Annotated in this window: 13 protein-coding genes, 3 pseudogenes and 1 riboswitch; of the genes and pseudogenes, 9 read left to right on the top strand and 7 right to left on the bottom strand. The window is 70.4% G+C overall.

Annotation, left to right across the window (positions count from 1 at the left end; translation table 11 throughout):
* Positions 1-30: 30 nt before the first annotated feature.
* The 4 genes from ACFYWI_RS35130 to ACFYWI_RS35115 all read right to left on the bottom strand — a co-directional run bounded on the left by ACFYWI_RS35130 (position 31) and on the right by ACFYWI_RS35115 (position 8,203).
* Positions 31-1,995 carry a non-ribosomal peptide synthetase gene (locus ACFYWI_RS35130; RefSeq protein WP_389239845.1) on the bottom strand — a complete coding sequence of 655 codons (1,965 nt, stop codon included), beginning with the start codon at positions 1,993-1,995 and terminating at the stop codon, positions 31-33.
* Positions 1,995-5,207, bottom strand: a complete 3,213-nt coding sequence (locus ACFYWI_RS35125; RefSeq protein WP_389239844.1) for an amino acid adenylation domain-containing protein — start codon at positions 5,205-5,207, stop codon at positions 1,995-1,997. Before ACFYWI_RS35125 ends, ACFYWI_RS35130 begins: the two co-directional genes overlap by 1 nt.
* A gap of 217 nt (positions 5,208-5,424) precedes the next feature.
* The gene (locus ACFYWI_RS35120; RefSeq protein WP_389239843.1) at positions 5,425-6,759 is read right to left on the bottom strand and encodes a condensation domain-containing protein; all 1,335 of its coding nucleotides are present in this window, start codon (positions 6,757-6,759) and stop codon (positions 5,425-5,427) included.
* Between the two features lie 118 nt (positions 6,760-6,877).
* Positions 6,878-8,203: an MFS transporter gene (locus tag ACFYWI_RS35115; protein WP_389239842.1), complete on the bottom strand. Its 1,326-nt coding sequence runs from the start codon at positions 8,201-8,203 to the stop codon at positions 6,878-6,880.
* Between the two features lie 503 nt (positions 8,204-8,706).
* Positions 8,707-8,800: riboswitch (cobalamin riboswitch) on the top strand.
* A 202-nt stretch (positions 8,801-9,002) separates the two neighbouring features.
* Between ACFYWI_RS35115 and ACFYWI_RS35110 the strand changes: the two are divergent.
* The 7 genes and pseudogenes from ACFYWI_RS35110 to ACFYWI_RS35080 all read left to right on the top strand — a co-directional run bounded on the left by ACFYWI_RS35110 (position 9,003) and on the right by ACFYWI_RS35080 (position 18,935).
* A pseudogene (locus tag ACFYWI_RS35110) lies at positions 9,003-9,514 on the top strand (ABC transporter substrate-binding protein).
* 463 nt (positions 9,515-9,977) lie between these two features.
* The gene (locus ACFYWI_RS35105) at positions 9,978-10,862 is read left to right on the top strand and encodes a universal stress protein (protein WP_389239840.1); all 885 of its coding nucleotides are present in this window, start codon (positions 9,978-9,980) and stop codon (positions 10,860-10,862) included.
* A 158-nt stretch (positions 10,863-11,020) separates the two neighbouring features.
* Positions 11,021-13,084, top strand: coding sequence for a transketolase (gene tkt / locus ACFYWI_RS35100; RefSeq protein WP_389239839.1), 2,064 nt, complete (start codon positions 11,021-11,023; stop codon positions 13,082-13,084).
* A gap of 76 nt (positions 13,085-13,160) precedes the next feature.
* A complete protein-coding gene (gene gnd, locus ACFYWI_RS35095; protein WP_389239838.1) occupies positions 13,161-14,192 on the top strand; it encodes a phosphogluconate dehydrogenase (NAD(+)-dependent, decarboxylating) in 1,032 nt (343 codons plus the stop codon).
* A gap of 3 nt (positions 14,193-14,195) precedes the next feature.
* Positions 14,196-15,653, top strand: coding sequence for a glucose-6-phosphate dehydrogenase (gene zwf / locus ACFYWI_RS35090; RefSeq protein ID WP_389239837.1), 1,458 nt, complete (start codon positions 14,196-14,198; stop codon positions 15,651-15,653).
* Positions 15,654-15,810: 157 nt separating this feature from the next.
* Entirely contained in the window at positions 15,811-16,554 is a 744-nt protein-coding gene (locus tag ACFYWI_RS35085; RefSeq protein ID WP_389239836.1) for an HAD family hydrolase, read from the top strand.
* Positions 16,551-18,935: a glycoside hydrolase family 65 protein gene (locus ACFYWI_RS35080; RefSeq protein WP_389239835.1), complete on the top strand. Its 2,385-nt coding sequence runs from the start codon at positions 16,551-16,553 to the stop codon at positions 18,933-18,935. Before ACFYWI_RS35085 ends, ACFYWI_RS35080 begins: the two co-directional genes overlap by 4 nt.
* Before the next feature lie 488 nt (positions 18,936-19,423).
* Here ACFYWI_RS35080 and katG read toward each other — a convergent pair whose 3' ends face one another.
* A complete protein-coding gene (gene katG / locus ACFYWI_RS35075; RefSeq protein WP_389239834.1) occupies positions 19,424-21,613 on the bottom strand; it encodes a catalase/peroxidase HPI in 2,190 nt (729 codons plus the stop codon).
* 486 nt (positions 21,614-22,099) lie between these two features.
* Here katG and ACFYWI_RS35070 point away from each other — a divergent pair.
* A pseudogene (locus ACFYWI_RS35070) lies at positions 22,100-22,356 on the top strand (transposase); the annotation flags it as partial.
* Here ACFYWI_RS35070 and ACFYWI_RS35065 read toward each other — a convergent pair.
* Positions 22,352-22,511: pseudogene (locus ACFYWI_RS35065) on the bottom strand (acyltransferase papA2); the annotation flags it as partial. The pseudogenes ACFYWI_RS35070 and ACFYWI_RS35065 overlap by 5 nt on opposite strands.
* 174 nt (positions 22,512-22,685) lie before the next feature.
* On the opposite strand from ACFYWI_RS35065, the gene ACFYWI_RS35060 reads away from it, so the two are divergent.
* The gene (locus ACFYWI_RS35060) at positions 22,686-24,074 is read left to right on the top strand and encodes a hypothetical protein (RefSeq protein ID WP_389239833.1); all 1,389 of its coding nucleotides are present in this window, start codon (positions 22,686-22,688) and stop codon (positions 24,072-24,074) included.
* On the opposite strand, the gene ACFYWI_RS35055 is transcribed toward ACFYWI_RS35060, so the two are convergent.
* On the bottom strand, positions 24,064-24,483 hold the full coding sequence (locus ACFYWI_RS35055; protein WP_389239832.1) for a chaplin: 420 nt from the start codon (positions 24,481-24,483) through the stop codon (positions 24,064-24,066). The two genes, ACFYWI_RS35060 and ACFYWI_RS35055, sit on opposite strands and share 11 nt — an antisense overlap.
* Positions 24,484-24,651: the final 168 nt, after the last annotated feature.

Raw genomic sequence — 24,651 nt, 5'->3', positions numbered from 1 at the left:
TCGGGGGAGTGCGCCGGGACAGTCGCCATCTCAGGCCACCGCCGGACTGACGGCGGCGCAGCGCTTGTCGAGCACGGCGGCGACTGCCCGAAGGTCCGGCTGGCGAAGCAACTCCGGTGCGCGCAGACGCACTCCGGTCTCCTTCTCGATCACGGTCAGCAGGCGCGAGGCGACGAGCGAGGTTCCGCCGGCCTCGGTGAAGTTGTCGCTCAGTCCGGTACGGGGGCTGTCCAGCAGGTCGCGCACCACCCGCAGGACCAGTCGCTCGCTCTGCGTCGCGCCGTCGTGCGGATCGCCGTTGCCGGCAGTGGCGCTGCCGTTGGCGACCGGCTCCGCGGGGGCCGCAGCCTGCTTCAGCAGTTGGGCGCGGTCGACCTTGCCGTTGGCGTCGAGCGGGAAGGCGTCCAGGATCCGCACGGCCGAGGGCACGGCCTGCTCGGGAAGCCAGGCGCGCACCGCGGACAGCAGCTCCTCAGCGGTCGCTCCGTCGGATGCCAGGACGTACGCCACCAGGCGGGCGCTCGCGTCGGCGGAACGGGGCGCGGTGACGACCGCGCTGCGCACCGACGGGTTCTGTTCGAGCGCGGCCTCCACCTCGGCCGGTTCGATCCGTACCCCGCTGATCTTCACCTGATCGTCGAGACGGCCGAGGAACTCCAGCCTGCCGTCGTCCAGCATCCGCACCCGGTCCCCGGTGCGGTACACGCGCTCTGTCCGCCCCGCGTCGATCCCCGCGGGCGGGGCGGTGAACCGCCGCGCCGTCAGTTCCGGGTCCAGATAGCCGAGTGCCAGGCACGTGCCGCCGATGCACAGTTCGCCGGCCTCACCGCGGGCGACGACACGGCCGTCCGCTGCGGTGACGACGACCGTGGCGCCCGGGATCGGAGTTCCGATCGACGGAGCGGTCCCGTCGCGCGCGTCGTCCGTGGCGCGCAGGGCGTGGGTGGTGGTGACGACGGTGGCCTCGGCAGGCCCGTACGCGTTGTGCACCGTGGCGGTCACATCCGCACCGGGGTGCCGGCGCATCCGGTCGCCGCCGACGATGAGGTGACGCAGTTTCAGCTCCTGCGGCCAGGGCCGGTCCAGCACCGGTTCGGCCATCGGAGTGGCCACGACACACACCGTCACGGCGGCCTCGCGCCACCATGCGGTGAGTTCGGCCGGGTCCCAGCGAACAGCGTCCGGAGCGGGAACCAGAGCCGCGCCGGACGTCAGGCCGGCCCACAGCTCCATCACATGCGGGTCGAACGCGACGCCGATCAGCAGGGACTGCCGGTCTCCTGGCGCCAGGCCCGTATCGGCGCGGTACCAGTCCAGCAGGGCGGACAGAGCGGGTTCCGCGACGGCGACGGCCTTCGGCCGCCCGGTGGAGCCGGAGGTCAGCACGGCGTAGAAGGCTTCCTGCGGAGCCGGGCGCGCACTCGCCACGGGAGGGGCGAAGGCCGCGACGGCCTTCGGGGCGGCGTTCGTCCCCTCTCCCGGCAGCGGCAGCGCGATCTCTTCGGCGGCCTGATGGCGGGTGGGCAGCACGGCGGGGTCGCCGATCAGACAGACCACGGCGACGTCCTCGGTGACCGCGTCGATGCGGCGCTCACCGGGGCGGGGGCCCAGCGGGAGATAGACCGCGCCGATCCGGGCGAGGGCGATCGCGGTCACGACCAGCGCCGCCGAGCGGTCCAGGCAGACGCCGACCAGGTCGCCCGGGCGGACCCGGTCGCCCAGGGCGCGAAGGACGTCGTCGGCCGCCTCGTCCAGCTGACGGTAGCTCCAGGTACGGGTCCCGTCGACCACGGCAGGGGCCTCGGGACTGCGGCGTACCCATTCCTCGAAGCGGGAGAGCACACCGGCGGCGGTGGCTTCGGGATGGGGGGTGCCGTGGAGGACGCTCGGCAGGGCCCCCTCACGGCCGTCCATCAGCTGCTCGGCCATCGGCTCGGCAGACGGCCCGGCCATCGGCGCGGCCCCCCTCGGCGTGTCACTCGGCATGTCGGTCATCACGACTCCGTCGGCGTGGTCGTAGCGGTGTGGGGAGCAGCAGCAGCGGTCGGCGTGGCGAAAGCGCCAAGGGCACGCGCCTGGTCGGACAGGACCGGGTTCCGGAAGAGCAGCTGCATCGGCGGACGTCCGCCGATGCGGGGTTCCAGCCAGGCCGCCAGCCGCGCGGCGAGCAGCGAGTGCCCGCCGGTCCGGAAGAAGTGGGAGGCAGCGGTGAACCGACTGTGGCCCAGCACCTCGCGCCAGCCCTCGGCGAGCAGCGCCAGAGTTGGATCGGCGAATGCCGCGGGGGCGGTTTCGGCCGTGGCGCTCTCCTCGGCCCGTGCGGTGGGTTCGAGTGCGGCGGCCAGACGGGCCAGCGCCACTCGGTCCGGCTTGCCGCCGGCCAGTGTCGGCATGGAGTCCAGCAGCGCCCATCGGCCGGGTACGAGGGCACCCGGCAGACGGCGGCTCAGTTCGATGTGCATCGCCTGCTCGTCCCACGGCTGCTGTTCGCCGGAGTTCTCCAGGAAGCCGACCAGGCGCGGTCCACCGGCCGCTTCCCGGTCCAGTACGACGGCACAGGAACGTCCGCCGAGCACGGCCGATGCGGCGGCCTCCACCTCCTCCAGTTCGATGCGGTAGCCGCGCAGTTTGATCTGGTTGTCGCGGCGTCCCAGGAAGTGCAACAGGCCGTGGCGATCCCGGTAGCCGAGGTCGCCGGTGAGATAGACCCGTTCGCCGTTCAGTGCCTCGATCCGTACGAATCGCGCCGCGGTGGCCTCAGGGTTGCCGACGTACCCCTCGGCCAGACCGGCGCCGGCGATGGCCAGTTCACCGACCGCACCGGCAGGCAGGGGACGCAGCGCCGCGTCCAGGACGTGGATCCGCTCGCCGGGCAGTTCGGTGCCGAGGGGGATCTCCGCCCCGCCCGCGAGGTTCTCACGGCTGATCTCGTGCACGGTCGAGCTGATCGCCGCTTCGGTCACTCCGTAGACGTTGAACACGGTGGCGTCGGTGTCGGCGAGGAACCCGCGCATCGCGTCCGCCGGGATGCGCTCACCGCCGAGTACCACCAGCCTCGGCGCCCAGCGGCGCTCGCGCAGCACCGGCCGCAACTCCTCGCGGGTGGCGAGGAAGTAACTGGTCGGGAGGTTGGCGACGGTGACCCGGGCGGCCGCCAGCAGTTCGGCGAGTTCTGCTCCGGTGGGTACTTCCCGCTCCGGTACGACAAGACAGGCGCCGGCGTAGAGCGAGGGAAGGACCTCTTCCAGCGCCACGTCGAACGAGGGCTGGGCGAACAGCAACACCCGGTCACCGGCGGCCAGGCCGAACCGCTCGGCCGCGCCGGTCAGATGGTTCTCCAGGGCCGCCCGGCCCACCGCGACGGGCTTGGGTATGCCGGTCGAACCCGAGGTGTGGATGATGTACGCCGCGCCGGCCACCACATCGGCAGGTCGCGCGGCAGGGAAGGAGGGGGCATCGATCGTCGACGTCGGCAGGTGTGCGGGCAGCGTCGCTCCCGCGTCGGCGCAGGTGAGCACGAGCGCAGGGCCGAGCCGCCCGAGCAGCAGCTCCAGACGGGTGACCGGGTCGGACGGTGAGAGCGGGCAGTACACGGCTCCGGTCCGCAGACAGGCCAGCAGCGTCACCACCGACTCGGCGCCGCGCGGCAGTACGGCGGCGACCGGCTGACCGGCCCTCACACCGGCGTCCCGCATCCGCTGCGCGAGGGAGGTGACCTGCTCGTCGAGGTCGCCATAGGTGAGCCGGCGGGCCCCGATCAGCAGCGCGGGCAGCGAGGCGTCGTGGGCGGCGGCCGGGTCGAGTGCGTCCCGTCCCTGCGCGACGGCGTGCGGTTCGGGTGCGGGATCGACGGCCGTCGCCGGGAGGGCGAGGTCGGCGAGCACGGTGGCGGGAGCGTCCAGGTAGGCGCGCAGCAGATCCAGGAAGCGTTCGGCGAGCAGCTTCGCCACGTCCTCGCCGAAGAGATCGGCGTCGTAGTCCCAGACCAGCGTCATGCCGGGCGCCCCGTGCCGGGGGCCCACTCCACGCCGGTCGTCGGGCAGCAGGACGACGTCGAGGTCGAATCGGGTGGTGCCGGTGTTGAACCCTTCGAACAGGGTGATGTCCAGGCCTGGCACCTCGATCTCGGGCAGGGCCGCGTCGTGCGCGCTGAACATGACGCTGAACAGGGGGTTGTCCGCGCCGGAGGTGTGCAGGGCCAGTGCGCGGGTCGATTCCTGGACCGGCACCTCCTGATGCGGCAGAGCCCGGATGAGGGTGTCGGTCACCTCGTCCATGGTGTCCTCGGCCGGAGCCTTCGGGTCCAGGCGAAGCCGCAGCGGGATGGTGTTGACGAACATGCCCACGGCGTCCTCGAACCCCCGCGGGCGGTTGCCGACGGCGGTTCCGACAACCATCTGGGTGCGGCCGCTGTGCCGGCGCAGGAGTTCCGCGAAAAGCCCGAGCAACGTGGAGAACGGGGTCAGGCCGCGCTCGCGGGTGTGGGCGCGCAGCCGCTCTGTCAGATCCGCGCCGATCGACTGCCGCAGCTGTCCGCCGTGGTGCCTGCGCCGGGCGCCGGGCCGGGTCAGACCGGGCAACGGCATGTCGTGGGAGGCGCCGCGCAGTTCGTCGGCCCAGTACTCAAGGCTTGCCTTCCGGGCCATGGTTCGTATGTCGTCGGCCGGGGCGTCGGCCTGGGCACGCACATGGTCCACGTACGAGGGCGCGGGGTGCAGAGCGACCGGCTCACCGAGAACATGGGCGCGGTAGACGGTGAAGACATCGCCCAGCAGGATCGCGAAGGAGTGCCCGTCGTGGATCAGGTGGTGCTCGACGTGGATGAGCCGATGCTGGTCGTCGGCGAGCCGCGCCAGGGTCCAGCGCAGCAGCGGCGCCTCATAGGTGTCGAGCGGGGTCTCGGCCTCGGTGCGCAGCAGCTCGGCGAACGCGGCCTCCGGGTCGGCCTCCCCGGTCAGGTCCACGCTGCGCAGCCGGGGGGCACAGGCGTCGGCGGCCCGCTGGGCGGGCATCGCGCCGGGGACAGCCACGAGCTCCAGGCGGAGTCCGGGGTGACGGTCGAGGGCGGCGGCGAGTCCGCGGCGCAGGGCCTCGGTGTCCAGCGTCCCCCACAGGTCGAGTGAGGCGGTGAAGTTGTAGGCGCGGCTGCCGGGCTGCACTTGTTCGTGCAGCCAGACGATCTCCTGCGACGAGGAGAGGGGAAGCATGGGCGATCCCTGAGGTTGTCGGGTCGGGTTCTTCGGATGCGGGTCGGGGCACGGTTGTGCTCCCCACCCGGGGTTCGCAGGCCGGTCCGCGGATCGCGCGGTCCGGCCGTGCTCGGTGGCTTCGGGGCGGCTCTGTGGTTCTGTGGCTCGAGGGGTGTGCGGTGAGCCGGCCGTGTACGGCTCGGCGGTGTGCCGTCTCCGTGTACGACCTCGGCGTTCAGCCGACGGTGACGTCGGCTCGCTCCGGGGCGGCCAGGGCCGTGCAGAAAGCACCGAACCCGGCTTCGGCCGTGTGGTCGTCGAGCACGTGGCGGTCCCACACCATGCGGATGTGGAGTTCCGGCCCGTGCGTGACGGACACGGCGAACGGGGCCCGCACGTGCCGGCCGTCGATGTGGACCTCGCGGCCTGCCACGTCGCTCAGGCTCAGCGGTGGACGGCGACGGGCGTCGTCGACGGTCAGCAGGCCGTCCAGTCGGCCCGACCACAGGGACCCGGCCGACCGCGCGGCGTGCACGACTTCGTCGAAGGGGGCGTCCGCCCGGTCGAGGTCACCCCACCAGTCGGTGGCCGTCGCCTCCGCGCCGAAGGGGCCGCCGCCGCTCGGGCCGTCGGGGACGTCATCGGTCCCCGCGGGGAAGACCACGGTGTTGAGGAAGCAGCCGACCACCGGTGCCGCGGCGGCCGGGCGACCGCCCCACGGGTACCCGATCGGTGACACATGACCGGCTCCGTACAGGACGCGGGCCGTTGCCCGGCAGGCGTCGAGCAGCGCGGGGAACGGTGCGCCGGAGGCCGGAGCGGGCAGCCGCAGTTCGGCCGCGCCGGTGGGCAGCGTGCCGGAGGCGAGAGCCTGCTGCCCGGGCAGCGGAGCGCGTTCGCGCATCTCGCGCAGCCGCCCGCCCCAGTACTCCAGCGCGGCGGACGACCCCGCGTGCTGCTCGGCGTCGAGCTGCATCAGGACCGCTTCCCGGTAGGCGGCCAGTTCGGCGGCCGCGTCGATGGGCGCGAGTTCTCCGGGGCCGATCCCGTCGCGGTAGGCGCTGCTCAGCTCCTCGACGATGCGTGCCAGCGACTGGCCGTCGCAGGCGGTGTGCTCCAGTACGACGGCGAGCACCTCTTCCTCGGCGTCCGGTCCGTCCTCGGCCAGGTAGAGCCGCAGCGGCGAGCCCTGCGCGGTCCAGGCGCCCAGGGCTCGGCGCAGGGTGGTGGCCGCGTCTTCGCCGGGGGCGCGAACAACTCGTTCCACCGGTACGTCCGGCTCCGCCAGGCGAAGCACGGGGGTGCCGCGGAGTACCTCCGGGTGGGCGCGCAGCACCGGGTGCCGGGCGGCCAGGTGGTTCGCGGCCGCTCGCAGCCGTACCGGATCCACGGTGCCGCGGGGGAAGGCGAAGAACATCGGGACGATGTCCGGCCGTCCGGCGGGGTCCAGGGAACGCACCAGGACGAAGCGCCGCTGAGCTCCGGTGACGGGCAGCAGATCGATTTCCCCGTTGTCGGCGGCGATGCGTTGGTAGCGAGCCAGGTACTGGCCCGTGATGCTGAGGTGCACGTTGTCCTCTCTGTCGTGGCTGTCACGGCCGCGTGCCGGATGCCGCGCCACGACGCTCGGGCGGGACGGCAGCAAGAAATGCCCGGCAGGCAGGCCGGAGCTGGAAGAGGGGCTTCGATCAGCCGGCCGCGACGGGCTCGGGGTGGCCGCCGGTGTCGCGCGTGGCAGGGTCTTCCGGGTCCTGCGTGCCGACCGGCGCGGCCGGCAGATCGCGCATGCGGCGCAGGGGGGAGAGCAGCAACGGCAGCGGTACGACGAGGAAGCCGATCGCGCAGACCCAGAGCGCGGCGCGCGGATCGAAGGCGCCCGCGACGGCGCCGCCCACGACGGCGCCGAGCGGCAGGGTGCCCCACACGAGGAAGCGCAGTGTGGCGTTCATCCGGCCGAGCAGCCGGGGCGGGCAGAGCGTCTGACGGAAGCTGACCTGGGCGACGTTGTAGACAACGGCGCCGAAGGAGACCACGCCGGAGCCGATGGCGAACAGGGCGGCGCCGGCTCCCGGTCCGGACAGCGGCCACAACAGTGCGAACGGCCCGGTTGCCAGGGCGGAGAGCCAGATGATGCGGGCCTGCCCGAGGCGGCCGGCGAGCGTGGCGGCGCTCAGTGCACCGACGAGTCCGCCCACGGCGGACGCGGAGAGCATCAGACCGATGGCGACCGGCTGCAGGCCGATCGTCCGTACCAGGAAGACGGTCTGAGTGGCCATCAGCAGCGCGGCGAAGAAGTTGCCGAGGCCGGTCGTTGCGGCGATGACCCGTAGCAAGGGGTGGCCGAGCACGAACCGGAGGCCTTCTCCGATGTCCTTGCGCAGGGACGCGCCCGGAACCGGCTCGGGCCGGCTCTCGGGGGTCCGCTTCATGGCCAGCAGGAACAGCGCGGACACGGCATAGCCGATCGCGTCGGCCACGATCGCCAGATGGGCCCCGAGGACCTGCACGAGTCCGCCGCCGATCCCCGGGCCGGCGACGTGGGCCGATGAGCGGACCGTCTCCAAGGCGCCGTTGCCCGCCATCAGCCGCTCCTTGGGAAGCAGTTCGGGCAGGTAGCTCTGGTGGGCCACGTCGAAGAAGACGGTTGCCGCGCCGGTGACCAGGGCGACGACGTACAGCTGCGCCATCGTCAGTACGTCGGCGACTGCGGCCAGCGGGACACTCGCCATGGCCACGGCGCGCACCGTATCGGCCCGGATCATCAGCGGGAGCTTCCGCATCCGGTCGACCCAGGCGCCCGCAGGCAGCCCTATCAGGAGGAACGCGGCGGTCTCGGCGGCCGTGAGCAGTCCCACCTGGAACGCGGGTGCCTTCAGCACGAGAACCGCCACCAGCGGGAGCGCTACCAGAGTGACCTGGGCGCCGACTTGACCGGCAGCGGCGCCGGCGAGCAGGAGACGGAAGTCGCGCATGCGCAGCAGACCGCTGGATGCGACAGGGGATGACGGGGACATGAGCCAGACCTTCACCGCCAGGTCGATCAACAGTCAAAACGCAAAGAACACTTTCGGTCGTTTCTCTTGCGGTATCTCCATCAGGTCGGCAAATCTTCCGCCAGAACAGGGCAACTTCCGGATGAATGACACGCGTTGAGGTCTCCCGGCAAGAGGATCTGTACAACCCTCGCCCGGCGGGCCTTGGTCGTTCTCGTACGGGGAGTCACGAATCGCACCTCTGACCGAAAATAGCCGCCCGCTCACCCTTAGTGTCCGAGGTGCCGACTCCAGCCGCTATAGGCGCTTCGTCCATGCCAGTGAGCCGGCCTTCCGGGCGGGCCGCAGGGCATGGTCCGGAGAGGTTCGCCAAGTACCCCGTTTCGCCGCGAAGTCGAACCTGCCGCACCGGCGCCAGAGTTGTATCCGATCCGGCACGGGACCGGCGGCGCACGGAGCCGTGCGCCGCCGGCTTCCCCTGGTGGCGCACAGCCAGGAGCGCGCTAAGCTGCCAACGCCCCGCGGGGGAAGTCCGGTCGAAGTCCGGCGCTGACCCGCAACGGTAGGCGGAGTGACGAACCTGTACGCAGGCCCGGCGCCCCGTGAGCCCGATTACCCGCGGCGGTGAAGGCTCCTGACAACTCGCCGTGGACTGCGAGAGGTGCTGCGCCGATGCCCGCAGGATCTGGTTTTCGCGGGCTGGAACTACGGCTTCACTGAGGGGGAAGGCTTCACCCCCGCCGAGCTGGAGAGGGTCGGTATCGGCTCGTACGTGCTGACCGAGTCCTGCCGCAACGGGCGCGGCAAGGCTCGTGGCGTGATGCCGCCGCTCGAAGCGCTCTACGCCGATCTGCGGAATCTGGGGAAGCTCTTCGACGTCGAGGACCGCGCCGAAGCCCTTGTCGCGAAGTTCCGGAAGCAGGTGACCGAAGCGCAGGCGAAGGCCCCGAAGGGAGCCGACCGGCCCCGCGTCTTCCTCTACGACGGCGGCCGCGACAGGCCTCTACTTCAGGCGCGTACGCGGGGCCGCACGACATCATCACCAAGGCCGGCGGCGACCACGTCATGAAGGACCTCAACGACAGCTGGACGACCGTCGGTTGGGAGACCGTCGTCGAGCGGGACCCCGAAGTGATCGTGATCAACGACTACGGGGACACCGGCGCCGAGCAGAAGAGGAAGTTCCTGAAGTCCTACCCGCCGCTCGCGGATGTCTCGGCGATCAAGCACGACCGCATCGTCGTCCTCGACTACGCGGAGCTGGTGGAGAGCCCGCGCAACCCCGCAGCGATCGCCTCACTCGCCGCAGTTCTGCGCAACCTGCACCGGTGACGGAAGGCTGCAAGCCGGTGTCGTACTCATACCGCGGAGAGAACAAGTACGGCGTACACCGTCGAGGAATCCCTCCTCGTCGAGCCATGATTCCCAGGTCGCTGTTCCAGGAGGTGCGGTGAGGACTGTGTGCATCTGCGGGTCGGGCCACCGTGGCGACGGGACCTCACCGTCTTCCCCCGGGTCGCCCTGAACGGAGCGGCGGAGGTGTTCACCGGGATCCTGCGGAACTCCCTCCCGTCCGGGGCGGGGGCTCCGTTCTCGTCCGTACGGGACCGGCCGGCCGACCGCGCACGGACCACCGGTGCCTGCCGCCCGCGGAGGGCACGGTTCACTGTCTGTGATGCCCTGAATCGCGGCATTTCTGGTGTATGGGTAATTTTTTGATCAGGTGCCCTTTTGCTCGGATGCCCGTGACGGCCCTCGTGACGGCCCCCGCAAGAGCCCGAGGCAAGGAGAGAGCATGTCCCGACCCGTCGTTGTGGGAGTGGACGACTCCGAGGAGAGCCTGGCGGCAGTGGACTGGGCCGCGGACGAGGCCGCGGCGCGCGGTACCGGCCTCCGGCTGGTGAACGCCTCGCAGTGGCCGCAGCACCAGCTCCAGGCCGTGAAGCCGTCCCGCGAGACCCGGACCGACCGGGAGCAGAACCTGCTGGGCGCGATGGAGGAGCGCGTCCGGGCGCGCCAGTCGGGGGTCGCCATGGCCACGGAGGAGGTCGAGGATGCCCCCGCCAGGGCGCTGCTGGCCGCAGGCTCCGACGCGGACCTGCTCGTCCTGGGGTCGCCCGGACTCGGCACCGTCGGCGGCTTCATCATCGGCTCGGTGGGGCAGGAGGTCGTGGCGGAGGCGAAGCATCCGGTGGTGCTCGTACGGCCGGATTACGGCGACCGGGAGGCAAGCGCCGGCGCCCCCGGTGGCGACGGACGCCGAAAAGTGGTCCTCGGTCTGGACGTACGCGATGTGAAGGACGAACTTCTCGACTTCGCGTTCGACTTCGCTGCACGACACGCCGTCCCGTTGCACATCGTGCACACCTGGCACTTTCCGGGCCTTCACCACCATGCCGCGGCTGCCGGGCACGGCGGCCCCGACCCGGGGACCAAGGCGGAGCGGGAGTCGGCGCTGTCGGGCGCGGTGCGCCCCTACCGGGACAGGTTCCCGGGCGTGAAGGTGTCCGAGGAGACCGCTCCCGGGAGGGCGGCCGGCCACCTTGTCCAGGCCGCGTCCGATGCGGGACTTGTTGTCGTCGGTCGGCGCAGGGCGGCATCGGGCGCGCACATCGGTTCGGTCACCCACGCGGTGATCCACCACGCTCCCTGTCCCGTCGCCGTCGTTCCGCACGCCTGACACATGTCACCCGTCGCGGGTGAGGCGTCGCAGCGGGCGCTCCCGGCATCCTCCGAGCAGGATCGCCAACGCTGCGCGGCCCACCCGGCGCCGGACTGCCGTCGGCGGGCGCGCCGGGCGGCGGTCCGACCTGAGCCCACCGAGATCGGGGAACGCCCATGACCGACCTGGACACGCTGTCGGTGAACACCGTCCGCGGTCTCTGCATGGACGCCGTCCAGAAGGCCCAGTCCGGCCACCCGGGCACGCCCATGGGGATCGCACCCGTCGCCTACACCCTCTGGCAGCGGTTCCTGCGGTTCGATCCCCAGGACCCGATCTGGCCCAACCGCGACCGCTTCGTGCTCTCAGAGGGGCACGCCTCGACGCTGCTGTGGTCCCTGCTCCATCTGACGGGCGTCCGTGCCGTCGACCCGGACTACGAAGTGCTGGGACGGCCGGCGGTGACGCTCGACGACCTGAAGTCGTTCCGTCAGCTCGGCTCCCGCTGCCCCGGTCACCCCGAGTACCGCTGGACGAGCGGTGTCGAAGCCACGACGGGGCCGCTCGGCCAGGGGGTGGCGGACTCCGTCGGGATGGCGATGGCCGGCAGGTGGCTCGCCGCGCGGTACAACCGGGAGGACTTCCCCCTCTTCGACTTCGACGTGTACGCGCTCGCCGGGGACGGCTGCATGATGGAGGGCGTCGCCTCGGAAGCCGCCTCGCTCGCAGGGCATCAACGGCTGTCCCACCTGTGCTGGATCTACGACTCGAACCGGGTCACCATCGAGGACCACACCGGCATCACCTTCACCGAGGACGTCGCCGCACGCTTCCTCGCGTACGGCTGGAACGTGACCACCGTCGCCGACGCCAACGACCTCGACGCCGTCGCCCGCGCCTTCCACACCTTCCGGGCCGAGACCGAGCGCCCCACCCTGGTCCTGGTGCACAGCCACATCGGCTACGGCTCACCCGTCGAGGACTCACCGAAGGCCCACGGAGCACCGTTCGGACCGGACGGCGTCCGGGCGACCAAGCGCTTCCTCGGCATACCCGAGGACGAGCAGTTCTGGATTCCCGAGGAGGTCCGTGACGGGTTCGGCCAGGGCATCGGTGCGCGTGGTGCACAACTGCGCACCGCCTGGGAGAAACGGTTCGACGCATACCGCGCCGCCTGGCCCGAACTCGCCGACGAGCTGGAGCGCATGCAGCGCCGTGAACTCCCGGACGGATGGGACAGCAAGCTTCCCGACTTCCCCGCCGACCCCAAGGGCCTGGCCACCAGGGACTCCTCGGCCCAGGTGCTCAACGCCCTCGCGCAGGGCGTTCCCTGGCTCGTCGGCGGCTCCGCCGACCTCGCGCCGTCGACCAAGACCCGTCTCACCTTCGACGGCGCCGGAGACTTCCAGCCGGAGAGCCCGTCCGGGCGCAACCTCCACCTCGGCGTCCGGGAGCACGCCGCGGCGGCCGTCGCCAACGGTATGGCCCTGACCAAGCTGCGGCCGTACTGGTCGGGATTCCTCATCTTCTCCGACTACGCCAAGGCGGCCATCCGGCTGTCCGCGCTGATGGAGATCCCGGTCGTCCACATCTTCACGCACGACTCCATCGGCGTCGGCGAGGACGGACCCACCCACCAGCCGGTCGAACAGCTTGCGGGCCTGCGCGCGATGCCGGGCCTGCTCGTGTTCCGCCCCGGCGACGCGGGCGAAGTCGTCGAGACCTGGCGGCTGGTCGCCGGCCTGCGCCACGAGCCGGCGGCACTGGTCCTCTCCCGCCAGGCGCTGCCCACGCTCGACCGAACGAGGCTGGCCGCCGCCTCGGGTGTCGCACGCGGTGCCTATGTGCTGGCGGACCCGCCCTCCGGCGAGCCACAGGTGATCCTGCTCGCCACCGGATCCGAAGTGTCCCTGGCGCTGGCCGCCCGGGACGAACTCGCAGCCGACGGCATCGGGGCCCGGGTGGTCAGCATGCCGTGCTGGGAGCTGTTCGACCGTCAGCCGCGGGAGTACCGCGACGAGGTCCTGCCGCCGGTGGTGACCGCGCGGGTCGGCATCGAACAGGCATCGACGTTCGGCTGGGACCGCTACGTGGGAGACGGGGGCGCCCTGGTCGGCATGCACACCTACGGTGCCTCGGCGCCTCTGAAACAACTGCTCACGAAGTTCGGGTTCACCCCGCAGCGGGTGGCCGAGGTCGCACGGGAACTGGTGGAGTCCCGGCAGGAGGCGACGACTTGAGCCGGACCTCGGCCACGAGCCGTCCGCCAACGCCCTCATCCGTCATTACCGCGCTCTGAAGAACGGGAAGCCGGACATGACCACTGACACACCCATGCAGCTCGGCATGATCGGGCTCGGCCGGATGGGCGCCAATCTCGTGCGCCGGCTGATGCGTGACGGCCACCGATGCGTCGTCTACGACCTCGACCGGGAGGCCGTGCAGGAGCTGGAGAAGGAGGGGACGACGGCCGCCACCTCGCTCCATGACTTCGTCGACAAGCTGGAAAAGCCCAGGAACGTCTGGCTGATGCTCCCCGCCGGGGTGGTGCAGCCGACACTGGACCAGCTGGCCGCGCTGCTGGACCCCGATGACACCGTCGTCGACGGCGGCAACTCGTACTACCGGGACGACATAGCCCGGGCGAAGCAGCTCGCTCCCCGCGGAATCCACTACGTCGACTGCGGGACCTCGGGCGGCGTCTGGGGCCTCGAAAGGGGCTACTGCCTGATGATCGGAGGCGAGGACGACGCGGTGGCACGGCTGAACCCGATCTTCCGCACCATCGCCCCCGGCGCCGGGAGCGTCGAGCCCACCCCGGGCAGGACCCGCACCGACGGGACCTCGCCCGAGGGCTATCTGCACTGCGGCCCGAGCGGCGCGGGCCACTTCGTGAAGATGGTGCACAACGGAGTCGAGTACGGGATGATGGCCGCCGTCGCCGAGGGGCTCAGCATCATCAAGCACGCGGACGCGGGCCTGCGCCGCCGGGCCGTCGACGCCGAGACCGCCCCGCTGCGCGAGCCGGAGGCCTACCAGTACGAGATCGACGTCGCCGAGGTCGCCGAGGTGTGGCGCCGGGGCTCGGTCGTCAGTTCATGGCTTGTCGACCTGGTCGCCGACGCACTGGCGCGCTCGCCCGAGCTCGACACGTTCACCGGCCGCGTCTCGGACTCGGGGGAGGGTCGCTGGACGGTCCTGGCGGCGGTCGACGAGAGCGTGCCCGCCCCGGTCATCATGTCTGCGCTGACGCAGCGGTACGAATCGCGCGGGCTGGGCGAGTTCACCGACAAGCTGCTGTCCGCGATGCGCGGCGAGTTCGGCGGTCACGCCGAGAAGGCAGGGTGAACCGTGGTCGGCCCTTCCCAGCCGGAAAGCCGTCCCCCGGTCCCGGAGGACCACGTCATCGTGCTCTTCGGCGCGACCGGCGACCTGGCCCGGCGCAAGCTCCTGCCGGGGCTTTTCCACCTGGCCAAGGCGGGGCTGATGCCGCCCCGCTTCCGTGTCGTCGGCTCGGCGCCCTCCCAGGTCGCGCTCAGCGACGACGAATTCCGCAAGCGGGCACGGGAGGCGGTCGCCGAGTTCGGCAGGTCGAAGCCCGAGGGCAAGGCGTGGCAGGAGTTCGAGGACGCGCTGTCCTTCGGCGCGGCCGACCCCGACGCCCCCGAGCCGCTCCTGGAGGCCGTACGGGAGGCCGAGCGGGCCGTCGGCGGCACCCCCCGGCGGCTGTTCCACCTCGCCGTGCCGCCCAAGGCCTTCGGCTCCGTCGTGGAGCTGCTCGGCACGACCGGCCTCGCCGACAACGCCCGTGTCATCGTGGAGAAGCCCTTCGGCACGGACCTCCCCTCGGCCCAGGCCCTGAACGCGACGGTCCACGCGGTCTTCGACGAGTCCCGCGTCTTCCGCATCGACCACTTCCTCGGCAAGGAGTCCGTCGACAATATCCTCGCCCTCCGCTTCGCCAACGGCCTCCTCGAGCCCGTGTGGAACCGCGACCACATCAGCCATGTGCAGATCGACGTGCCGGAGAAGATCGGCATCGAGGGCCGCGCACAGTTCTTCGAAGGGACCGGCACCTTCCGGGACATGATCGTCACTCACCTCTTCCAGCTCATGGGGTTCGTGGCGATGGAACCCCCGACCGCCCTTGCGGCGAAGCCCCTGCGGGACGAGAAGGAGAAGGTCTTCGAGAGCATGCGGCCGCTGGATCCGGCACAGGTCGTCCGCGGCCAGTACGAGGGCTATCGCGACGAGCCGGGCGTCGACCCCCGGTCGGACACCGAGACCTTCGTCGCACTGCGCGTCGAACTCGACAACTGGCGGTGGGCCGGAGTGCCCTTCTACCTGCGCTCGGGCAAGGCGCTCGGCCAGGGGCGGCACGTCGTGACGCTCGGCTTCCGGGAACCGGCGCTTCGCATGTTCCCCCTGGCCGCGCAGAGCGGCACGGAATCCCGGAACAACGAACTGGTGATCGATTTCGATGACCCCGGCCGGATCGCCGCCCGTTTCCTGGTGAAGGAGCCAGGACCCGCCATGCGCCTGAGCGAGGCCGAGATGGTCTTCAACTACGCCGACTCCGTCAACTCGATGTACGCGCTGGAGGGATACGAGCGCCTCATCCTGGACGCGATGCTCGGGGACCAGTCCCTGTTCACCCGCTCCGACGGGATCGAGCGGCTCTGGGAGGCATCCGCCCCGCTGCTGGAGAACCCGCGGCCGGTCGAGCCCTACGCACCGGGCTCCTGGGGCCCCGAGTCGGTCGACCGGCTCATCGCGCCCTACCGGTGGAGCCTGCCGGACGCTCGCTGACACTCGCGAGCGGTCCCGTGCGGCGCGGGCGCGGTGCCCGCCCGCGCCCGCGGCTGCTCCGGATGACACCGGCACATCATCCCCACGGGCTACGCATGGCGCGGCGGGCGGCATCCGACGCCCCCGGCGACCGCCTCACCCTTCTAGCCTCGACGGCATGCTGGGGCTTCCGGATCACGTACGCACGTGCCTGTTCGACCTCGACGGCGTCCTCACGCGCACCGCGAAGGTGCACGCGGCGGCATGGAAGGAGATGTTCGACGACTACCTCCGCCGGCGCGCCGAACGTGAGGGCGTTCCCTTCGAGCCGTTCGACTCCGTGCACGACTACGACGAGTACGTGGACGGCCGGCCGCGCGAGGACGGGGTGCGCACGTTCCTCGCCTCGCGGGGGATCCGGCTGCCCGAGGGTGCGCCCGACGACGGGCCGGACAGGGAGACGGTGAACGGCCTGGGCACCCGTAAGAACGCGCTGGTGCTCCGTAAGATCCGTGAGGAGGGGGTGGAGGCCTACGAGGGCTCGGTGGCGTATGTGAGCGCCGCCAGGGACGCGGGTCTGCGGCGTGCCGTGGTCTCCTCGAGCGCCAACTGCCGCGATGTGCTGGCCGCGGCGGGCATCGAAGATCTCTTCGAGGAGCGCATCGACGGGATCGTCGCCAGGGAGCAGCGTTTGCGGGGCAAGCCGCAACCGGACACCTATCTGGCAGCCGCCCGTGCCCTGGGCGCCGAACCGGGTGCCGCGGCGGTCTTCGAGGACGCCCTGGCGGGCGTGGAGGCCGGCCGGGCAGGGGGGTTCGGCCTTGTCGTGGGCATCGACAGGGCTGGGCAGGCCGCGGAACTCCGGCGGCACGGCGCGGACATCGTGGTGAAGGATCTCGCCGAACTGCTGGAGTCACGATGATCAACCATCCCGGCTATGCGGTCGAACCGTGGTGCCTGCGCGAGACCGAGCTGAACCTCGACGTCCTCGCGCAGAGCGAGTCCGTGTTCGCGCTCGCCAACGGCCACATCGGATGGCGCGGCAATCTCGACGAGGGCGAACCGCACGGGCTTCCCGGCGCCTATCTCAACGGTGTCCACGAACTTCATCCGCTGCCGTACGCCGAGGCCGGCTACGGCTATCCGGAGTCCGGTCAGACGATGATCAACGTCACCGACGGGAAGATCATCCGGCTGCTGGTGGACGACCACCCCTACGACCTGCGGTACGGCGAACTCACGGCACACGAGCGGGTGCTGGACTTCCGTACAGGAGTCCTCCGCCGCACCGCGGAGTGGACCTCCCCGGCCGGCCGCGCCGTCCGCATCACCTCGTACCGGCTGGTGTCGTTCACCCAGCGCGCCATCGCGGCGATCGCGTACGAGGTGGAGCCGCTGGACGCCGGGGTCACCGTGGCCGTCCAGTCCGAGCTGGTCGCCAACGAGCAGATGCCGCACGACACCGGCGACCCGCGGGTCGCGGCCGCGGTCGAGTCCCCGCTCGAGGCGGAGGAGGACTTCGCCCAGGACACGCGGCTGCGCCTGGTGCACCGCACCAGGAGGAGCGGCCAGCGGGTCGCGGCCGCGGCCGAGCACATCGTCGAGGGCCCCGAGGGGACGGCCTGGTCGGCCGAGAGCGAGCCCGACGTCAGCAGGCTCACGGTCACCGCCGCCCTGGCGCCCGGCGAGCGGCTGCGGCTGGTGAAGTTCGTGGCGTACGGGTGGTCCGCGGAGAGGTCGCTGCCTGCCGTCCACGACCAGGTCGACGGCGCGGTCGCCGCCGCCCGCGGCACCGGCTGGGACGGGCTGCTCGCCGAGCAGCGGGCCTATCTGGACAGCTTCTGGTCCGGCGCGGACGTCGAGGTGGACGGGGACGCGGAGATCCAGCAGGCCGTGCGCTTCGGGCTGTTCCATGTGCTGCAGGCCGCGGCCCGCGGCGAGGAACGGGCGATCCCCGCCAAGGGGCTGACGGGGACGGGCTACGACGGGCACTCGTTCTGGGACGTGGAGTCCTTCGTCCTCCCGGTGCTCACCTACACGGCCCCCCAGTCCGTCGCCCCGGTCCTGCGCTGGCGGCACAGGACCCTGCCCGCGGCCCGGGACCGCGCCCATCAGCTGGGGCTGGCCGGAGCGGCGTTCCCGTGGCGGACCATCACCGGCGCGGAATGCTCGGCGTACTGGCCGGCGGGCACGGCCGCGTTTCATGTCAACGCCGACATCGCCGACGCCGTGCTGCGGTACGTGACCGCCACCGGCGACGAGGCGTTCGAGCGGGGGCCGGGACTGGAACTGCTGGTGCACACCGCGCGGCTCTGGCGCTCGCTCGGCCATCACGACGCGGAGGGCGTCTTCCATATCGACGGCGTCACGGGCCCCGACGAGTACAGCGCCATCGCCCGCGACAACCTCTACACCAACCTGATGGCGCGCCGGAATCTGGTGGCTGCCGCGGAGGCGGCGGTGCGCCACGTCGAACGCGCGGAGGAACTGGGGGTCGACGACGAGGAGACCGCCGCATGGCGGGACGCCGCCGCCCGGATCGCCGTGCCGTACAACGAGACGCTCGGTGTGCACGAGCAGTCGGCCGGGTTCACGGGCTTCCAGCGGTGGGACTTCGACAACACCTCCCCGGAGCAGTACCCGCTGATGCTGCATTTCCCGTACTTCGACCTCTACCGCAAACAGGTCGTGAAACAGGCGGACCTGGTCCTCGCCATGCTGACCTGCGGCGACGCCTTCACCGGAGAGGAGAAGGCCCGCAACTTCGCCTACTACGAGCAGCTGACCGTACGGGACTCCTCGCTGTCGGCGTGCTGCCAGGCCGTCATGGCCGCCGAGACGGGACACCTCCGGCTGGCCTATGCCTATCTGGGCGAGGCGGCCCTGATGGACCTGGAGAACCTGGAGCACAACACCCGCGACGGTCTGCACATCGCCTCCCTTGCGGGCACCTGGATGGCGCTGGTGCTCGGGCTCGGAGGAATGCGCCAGTGCGACGGTGAGAGCGGTGCGGGCGGTCTGGGGTTCGCCCCGCGGCTGCCCGAGCGTCTCTCCGGCCTTCGGTTCACCGTGCTGGTGCGGGGGCGCAGGCTGCATGTGGACATCCGCAGCTCCGCAGCCGTCTACACCCTGATGGAGGGGGACCCGCTGCAGATCCTCCACCACGGTGAGCCGCTCACCGTCACGGTGTCCCGGCCCGTGGAGCGTCCCCTGCCGCCGGTGCCCGTACAACCGGAACCGCAGCAGCCCAGGGGCCGTCGCCCTGCCGACCGCATGGGCGGCGCGGCGATGACCGGCGGGTAGGCGGTCGGCCGACCGGTCCAGGTCCGCAGCCAGGCGGTGGTCTCCCGGCGGAGTTGAGGGCGACGTACGGCTCGAAATCGAATCCTGGGCTTCCTCTGGCTCAGGTTCGTTGGTGTTACCGGCTGCCGTTCGGGTCGGGGCGGGACCGCGAACGGAAGGTGTCGCGGCCGGCGGCCACCGTGCCGGCCCCCGGGGCCAGCGGATGCCGGCGACCGGCAGCCAGTAGGAGGCGACGCTGCTGCGGCCACGAAGGTCCCGGCTGGAACAGGTCCAGTGAGCGCGCTGCGGCGCCGACATCTACAGCCTCGGGAGGCTGATTGGTTGAGCGATCACCGGCGAGATGCCGGCGATCAACGTGACCCTCTTCGATTGGTGCGTGGTTGCCCAAGTGGTCGTGGGTGGAGCCGTCACGGACCCCTCATCACTGCGCTGCCCGGATCCCGGGGATGTCCCGGTCGGCCGATGAGCGGCCGACCGGGACATGGGGCTCAGCGGAGGTCGAAACGATCGAGGTTCATCACCTTGTCCCACGCTGCCACGAAGTCACGCGCGAACTTCTCTCCCACGTCCTCGGACGCGTAGACCTCCGAGAGGGCTCGGAGCTGGGAGTGCGAACCGAAGACGAGGTCGACGGCGGTGGCGGTCCACTTGACCTCGCCCGTGGCACCATCCCGACCTTCGAACACGTCCTCGTCCGACGTCGACACCTTCCACTCCGTGCCCATGTCGAGCAGGTTGACGAAGAAGTCGTTGGTCAATGTCTCCGGCCGGATGGTGAAGACGCCGTGTGGGGATCGCCCCAAGCCGGTGTTCAGGGCCCGCATGCCGCCGATCAGAACCGTCATCTCGGGAGCGGTCAGGGTCAACAGGTTGGCGCGGTCCAGGAGGAGAGTCTCCGGCGACAGTTTCTCTCCCGCCCGGAGGTAGTTGCGGAACGCATCCGCCTTGGGTTCCAGCACGGCGAACGTCTCTACGTCCGTCTGCTCCTGCGAGGCGTCCGTGCGCCCCGGTGCGAACGGGACTGTGATGTCGTGCCCGGCATTCTTCGCGGCTTGCTCGACGGCCGCACACCCGCCCAGGACGATCAGGTCAGCGAGTGAAACCTTCGTTCCGCCGACCTGTGAGCGGTTGAAGTCCTGCTGGATCTGCTCAAGGGTCTGCAGCACCTCAGCCACCTCGGGCAGGTCGTTGACCTCCCAGCCCCTTTGCGGCGCGAGCCGAATCCGTGCCCCGTTGGCCCCGCCACGCTTGTCGGTGCTGCGGAAGCTCGCCGCCGACGCCCAGGCGGTGGTGACCAGCTGGGAGACGGACAGTCCCGAGGCGAGGATCGTGCCCCTGAGGGCTGCGATGTCCTCGTCCGTGACGAGTTCGTGATCGACCTCGGGGACAGGGTCCTGCCACAGCTGCGGCTCGGGAATCCACGGGCCGAGGTAACGGGAGAGGGGTCCCATGTCGCGGTGCAGCAGCTTGTACCACGCCTTGGCGAACGCTACCGCGAGCTTGTCCGGGTTCTCGTGGAAGCTCTTCGTGATCGGCCCGTAGACGGGGTCCATCTTCAGCGACAGGTCCGTCGTCAGCATCATGGGAGCGTGCCTCTTCGACGGATCGTGAGCATCAGGCACGGTGCCCTTGGCCGAGGGATCCGTGGGAGTCCACTGCTTCGCACCGGCGGGGCTCGTCGTCAGCTCCCAGTCGTACCTGAACAGGTTGTCCAGGTACCCGTTGTCCCACTTCGTCGGCTCGGAAGTCCATGCGCCCTCAAGCCCACTGGTGAGCGCGTCTGCGCCTTTGCCGCTGCCGTAAGCGTTCCTCCAGCCGAGGCCCTGCTGCTCGATGGGGCTGGCCTCGGGTTCGGGGCCGATGTACTCGGCATCGACCGCACCGTGACACTTGCCGAACGTGTGGCCGCCGACGATGAGCGCAACCGTCTCCTCATCATTCATCGCCATACGCGCGAACGTCTCGCGAATGTCCCTGGCGGCAGCCATCGGATCCGGGTTGCCGTTGGGCCCCTCCGGATTGACGTAGATCAGTCCCATCTGCACGGCACCGAAAGGACCGGCGAGTTTCCTGTCGCCGCTGTAGCGCTCATCTCCGAGCCATGTGTCCTCGAGCCCCCAGAAGATTTCCTCGGGTTCCCAGATGTCCTCTCGCCCGAAGCCGAACCCGAATGTCTTGAACCCCATAGATTCCATGGCACAGTTGCCGGCGAAGACCAGAAGGTCGGCCCAAGAAATTTTCCGGCCGTACTTTTGCTTGACCGGCCAGAGCAAACGGCGCGCCTTGTCGAGGCTCGCGTTGTCCGGCCAGCTGTTGAGGGGGGCAAAGCGCTGAGCGCCGGAACCGCCACCGCCCCGGCCATCGGCGATACGGTACGTTCCTGCGGCATGCCAACTCATCCGGATGAAGAGCGGCCCGTAGTGGCCGTAGTCGGCGGGCCACCAGTCCTGCGACGTCGTCATCACCTCGAAGACGTCCCGCTTCAGCGCGTCGAGGTCGACGGTCGTGAACTCTTCTGCGTAGTTGAAGTCCTCACCCATCGGATTGGGCCGAGGCGAGTGCTGGAGGAGAACTTGAAGGTCCAGCTGATTCGGCCACCAGTCCCGGTTCGTTTTGGGGCCGGTCGGCGCGGGGGCCGGGGAGGGGATTGCTGGGTTCTCGCTTTCGCTGCCGGACACGTCCGTCCTTCTTCCTGTCTAGATGTTTCCTTCTGTGGTGTCGAGCGCTGAGACCCGCGCCTCGTAGCCCGCTATGGCGCCCGCCGGCTGAACGCCTGCCAGGTTCGCGGCAGGCGATGTGGGGATAGCGGCCGACCCTTTCCTCGCGCATGACGCCGATGCTTGTGTCTGTGCCGGCGTCCGTATGGTCGCGCACCGCAGACCGCACCGCTACGAGAACACGCAGAGCACCCCTGGCAACAAGAACGCAAGAGCCCAAAGTCGTTTGGGCCTGGCTCTGGCTCAATGGTTGACGACTCTCCCGGCCTCTCAGTCATGTGAGAGGAGGTGGCCTTTTCTTATCATCATGCTCACCCCGCTGACGTGAGAAGCGGAAGCGGAAAGTAATGTGCTGGCCGGGCACATAAGAGTGCGTAACACGATCTTGTTGAGGTGTGCTGGTCGGGCGTGACCAGCACGACGATTGCGCCGTTCGTGAGTGGGAATTTGCCGTGGATCGTGGACGCCGAACTGTGGGCGCTGATCGAGCCGTTGCTGCCACCCTGGCCGCAGAAGGCTCCCGGCCCGAAGCCGGTGGATGACCGGCTGTGCCTGCAGGGCATCTTGTACGTGCTCTACAACAACGTCAGCTGGCAACTGCTGCCGCTGGAGCTGGGGTCGGCTCTGGGCAGACCTGCTGGCGCCGACTCGGGCGATGGCACGAGGCCGGCGTCTTGGAGAAGCTGCACCGCCTCCTCCTTGCAGGACGTCGAGATCGACCGGTCCCGGGATATCGAATGCTGTACCCAGCCACGTCGGTACGAACAAGCCGTTTTGGCGTACCGATCGCGCAGTTCGAACATGGGACTCCTTCCACGAGACGGCCGGGTCTGATCTCGCAACGCTGAATGTCGGTCATTCGCACGAGTCTCTCCGTCCTTCTCCAGGAGAAGCGGGACCGGGCGGCGGGCCAGGTGCACGACGATGGCGAAGACGCCCCCCAGCTGTCGCAGGACATGGAGTGAACCTCGTTGCTGGAACTCGCGTCGTGCATGACGGTGGCACTGCCAGATGACGACGAGGGAGTCATGGGTTGAAGATCGGTACAGATGTAACGGCCGACACCGGTCCCGGCGCGGAGGCCGAGGCGGGGCGCACCGACGGCCGTCCCTCACCGCCGTCGGCAGGGCGTCGTGTGCTCCGCTGGTCGCGTCGGCTGGTCGCGCTGCTGGTCAGCATCTGTGCCCTGCTGGGCGCGGTGCGGCTGGTCGTGCCCGCCACCGCGGGCACGGACGGCGAGCCGCCCGGGGTCCGGCGGCAGCTGGCGTTCCTGCGTGAGGCGCTGGACGACGGGGCCGGCGACGAGGCGCAGGGGATGTTTCCCGAGGGCTACTTCTTCCTGCACGCGCTCTACGGTCTGAGCTGGGTCGAGATCGGGATGCGCGAACCGGTCGGCGAGCGTTCCACGGCACTGCAAGAGGCACGGTGGGCGCTGGACCGGCTGGACTCTCCGTCCGGCCGTGCCCCGTTCAGCCCGAGCCTCACCCCGCGGTACGGCGTTTTCCACCGCGGCTGGAGCAACTGGCTGCGCGGCGGGGTGCTGAGCCTGCAACCGGCCGGGCAGCGCGATCCGGCCGAGGTACGGCGGTTCACTCGTGACTCGGCCGCGCTCGGCGCGGCTTTCGACGCCTCGCGGTCGCCGTATCTGGAGGCGTACCCCGGTCAGGCGTGGCCGGTCGACTCGACCGTGGCGATTGCATCGCTGCGGCTGCACGACACCCTGCTGCCCGACCGGTTCACCGAAACCGTCCAGCGGTGGCTGCGCGAGGTGCGCCGGCGGCTCGACCCGCGCACCGGACTGCTCCCGCACCGGGCCGCCCCGGACACCGGCGCCCCGATCGAGGTGGCCAGGGGCACCTCGCAGAGCCTCATCCAGCGCTTCCTGATCGACATCGACCCGGTCTTCGCCCGTCAGCAATACCTGCACTTCCGCAACCGGTACATCGCCTCGCCTCTCGGCCTCGGGCCGGCCGTGCGGGAGTACCCCGACGGCATGGACGGCCCGGCCGACGTCGACTCCGGCCCGCTCCCGCTCGGCGTGAGCCTGTCGGCGAGCGCGGTCACCATCGGCGCGGCCCAGGTCCACGGCGACGCCCCTCTCGCCGCCGCGCTGGCAGGCGTAAGCGAGCTAGCCGGCCTGCCGATCCACACCCCTTGGACCAAGCGGTACGCCTTCGGCCTGGTCCCGGTCGGTGACGCGTTCCTGGCATGGTCGAAGACCGCACGGCCGTGGGTGGCCAAGGCGCAGCCTCCGCCACCGTCGCAGATCTCGGAGTGGTGGCGCATCCCGCTGCTGTCGCTCCTGTCCGTGCTCGGCGCCGTGCCGTGGCTGCCCGTACTGTGCTCACGCCCACATCGATCCGGGGTCCGTCGTCGGCGCCGTGACCGACGACGGACCAGCGCGAATCTCGTCAGGAATTGACGCAGACGTTGCCTGCCGACGGGTTGAGCATGCCGATGATGTTGAGGGAGTTGCCGCACGCGTTGACCGGGGCATGGACCGGCACCTGGATGACGTTGCCCGAGAGCACTCCCGGCGAGTTCACCGCCACGCCCTGGGCCCATGAGCCGGCCGACGCGCTGTCGGTTGATTCCCCGTTGACACAGACATTGCCCGCTGACGGGTTGAGCATGCCGATGGTGTTGAGAGAGTTGCCGCACGCGTTGACCGGGGCATGGACCGGCGCCTGAACGACGTTGCCCGACAGTACTCCCGGGGAGTTTGCTGCCACGCCTTCGGCGCCGGCATCAGCCGACGCGCACGAGGCACCGCCGATCACTGCCACACCGACGGCCAGCGCCACCCCTGCGCTTTTGATGAGACGGAACATTCCTTACCTCCACAGTGCCTGATCCGCCGACCGCGGCTCTCACGTTCGGCACAGCCCGCAGCTGGGCTGTCACCACTGTTTCGGCACGACAACAAAAGACGATTGCACCAGAAACCGAAATTCCCCTAATCGGACCAGTCGGCGAGATGCCGTGCGCAAAGCCGTGTT

This window comes from Streptomyces sp. NPDC002889 (genome assembly GCF_042888425.1).
In the GTDB taxonomy this organism is placed as follows: Bacteria; Actinomycetota; Actinomycetes; order Streptomycetales; family Streptomycetaceae; genus Streptomyces.
This window is presented reverse-complemented; position numbering and strand designations above follow the sequence as displayed.

What these genes read in the sequence shown, in the direction of transcription:
- ACFYWI_RS35130 (WP_389239845.1), bottom strand. Translation starts at nt 1,995, where the DNA reads ATGACCGACATGCCGAGTGACACGCCGAGGGGGGCCGCGCCGATGGCC.
- ACFYWI_RS35085 (WP_389239836.1), top strand. Translation starts at nt 15,811, where the DNA reads ATGCTGGGGCTTCCGGATCACGTACGCACGTGCCTGTTCGACCTCGAC.
- tkt (WP_389239839.1), top strand. Translation starts at nt 11,021, where the DNA reads ATGACCGACCTGGACACGCTGTCGGTGAACACCGTCCGCGGTCTCTGC.
- ACFYWI_RS35125 (WP_389239844.1), bottom strand. Translation starts at nt 5,207, where the DNA reads ATGCTTCCCCTCTCCTCGTCGCAGGAGATCGTCTGGCTGCACGAACAA.
- gnd (WP_389239838.1), top strand. Translation starts at nt 13,161, where the DNA reads ATGACCACTGACACACCCATGCAGCTCGGCATGATCGGGCTCGGCCGG.
- ACFYWI_RS35080 (WP_389239835.1), top strand. Translation starts at nt 16,551, where the DNA reads ATGATCAACCATCCCGGCTATGCGGTCGAACCGTGGTGCCTGCGCGAG.
- ACFYWI_RS35105 (WP_389239840.1), top strand. Translation starts at nt 9,978, where the DNA reads ATGTCCCGACCCGTCGTTGTGGGAGTGGACGACTCCGAGGAGAGCCTG.
- ACFYWI_RS35055 (WP_389239832.1), bottom strand. Translation starts at nt 24,483, where the DNA reads ATGTTCCGTCTCATCAAAAGCGCAGGGGTGGCGCTGGCCGTCGGTGTG.
- ACFYWI_RS35115 (WP_389239842.1), bottom strand. Translation starts at nt 8,203, where the DNA reads ATGTCCCCGTCATCCCCTGTCGCATCCAGCGGTCTGCTGCGCATGCGC.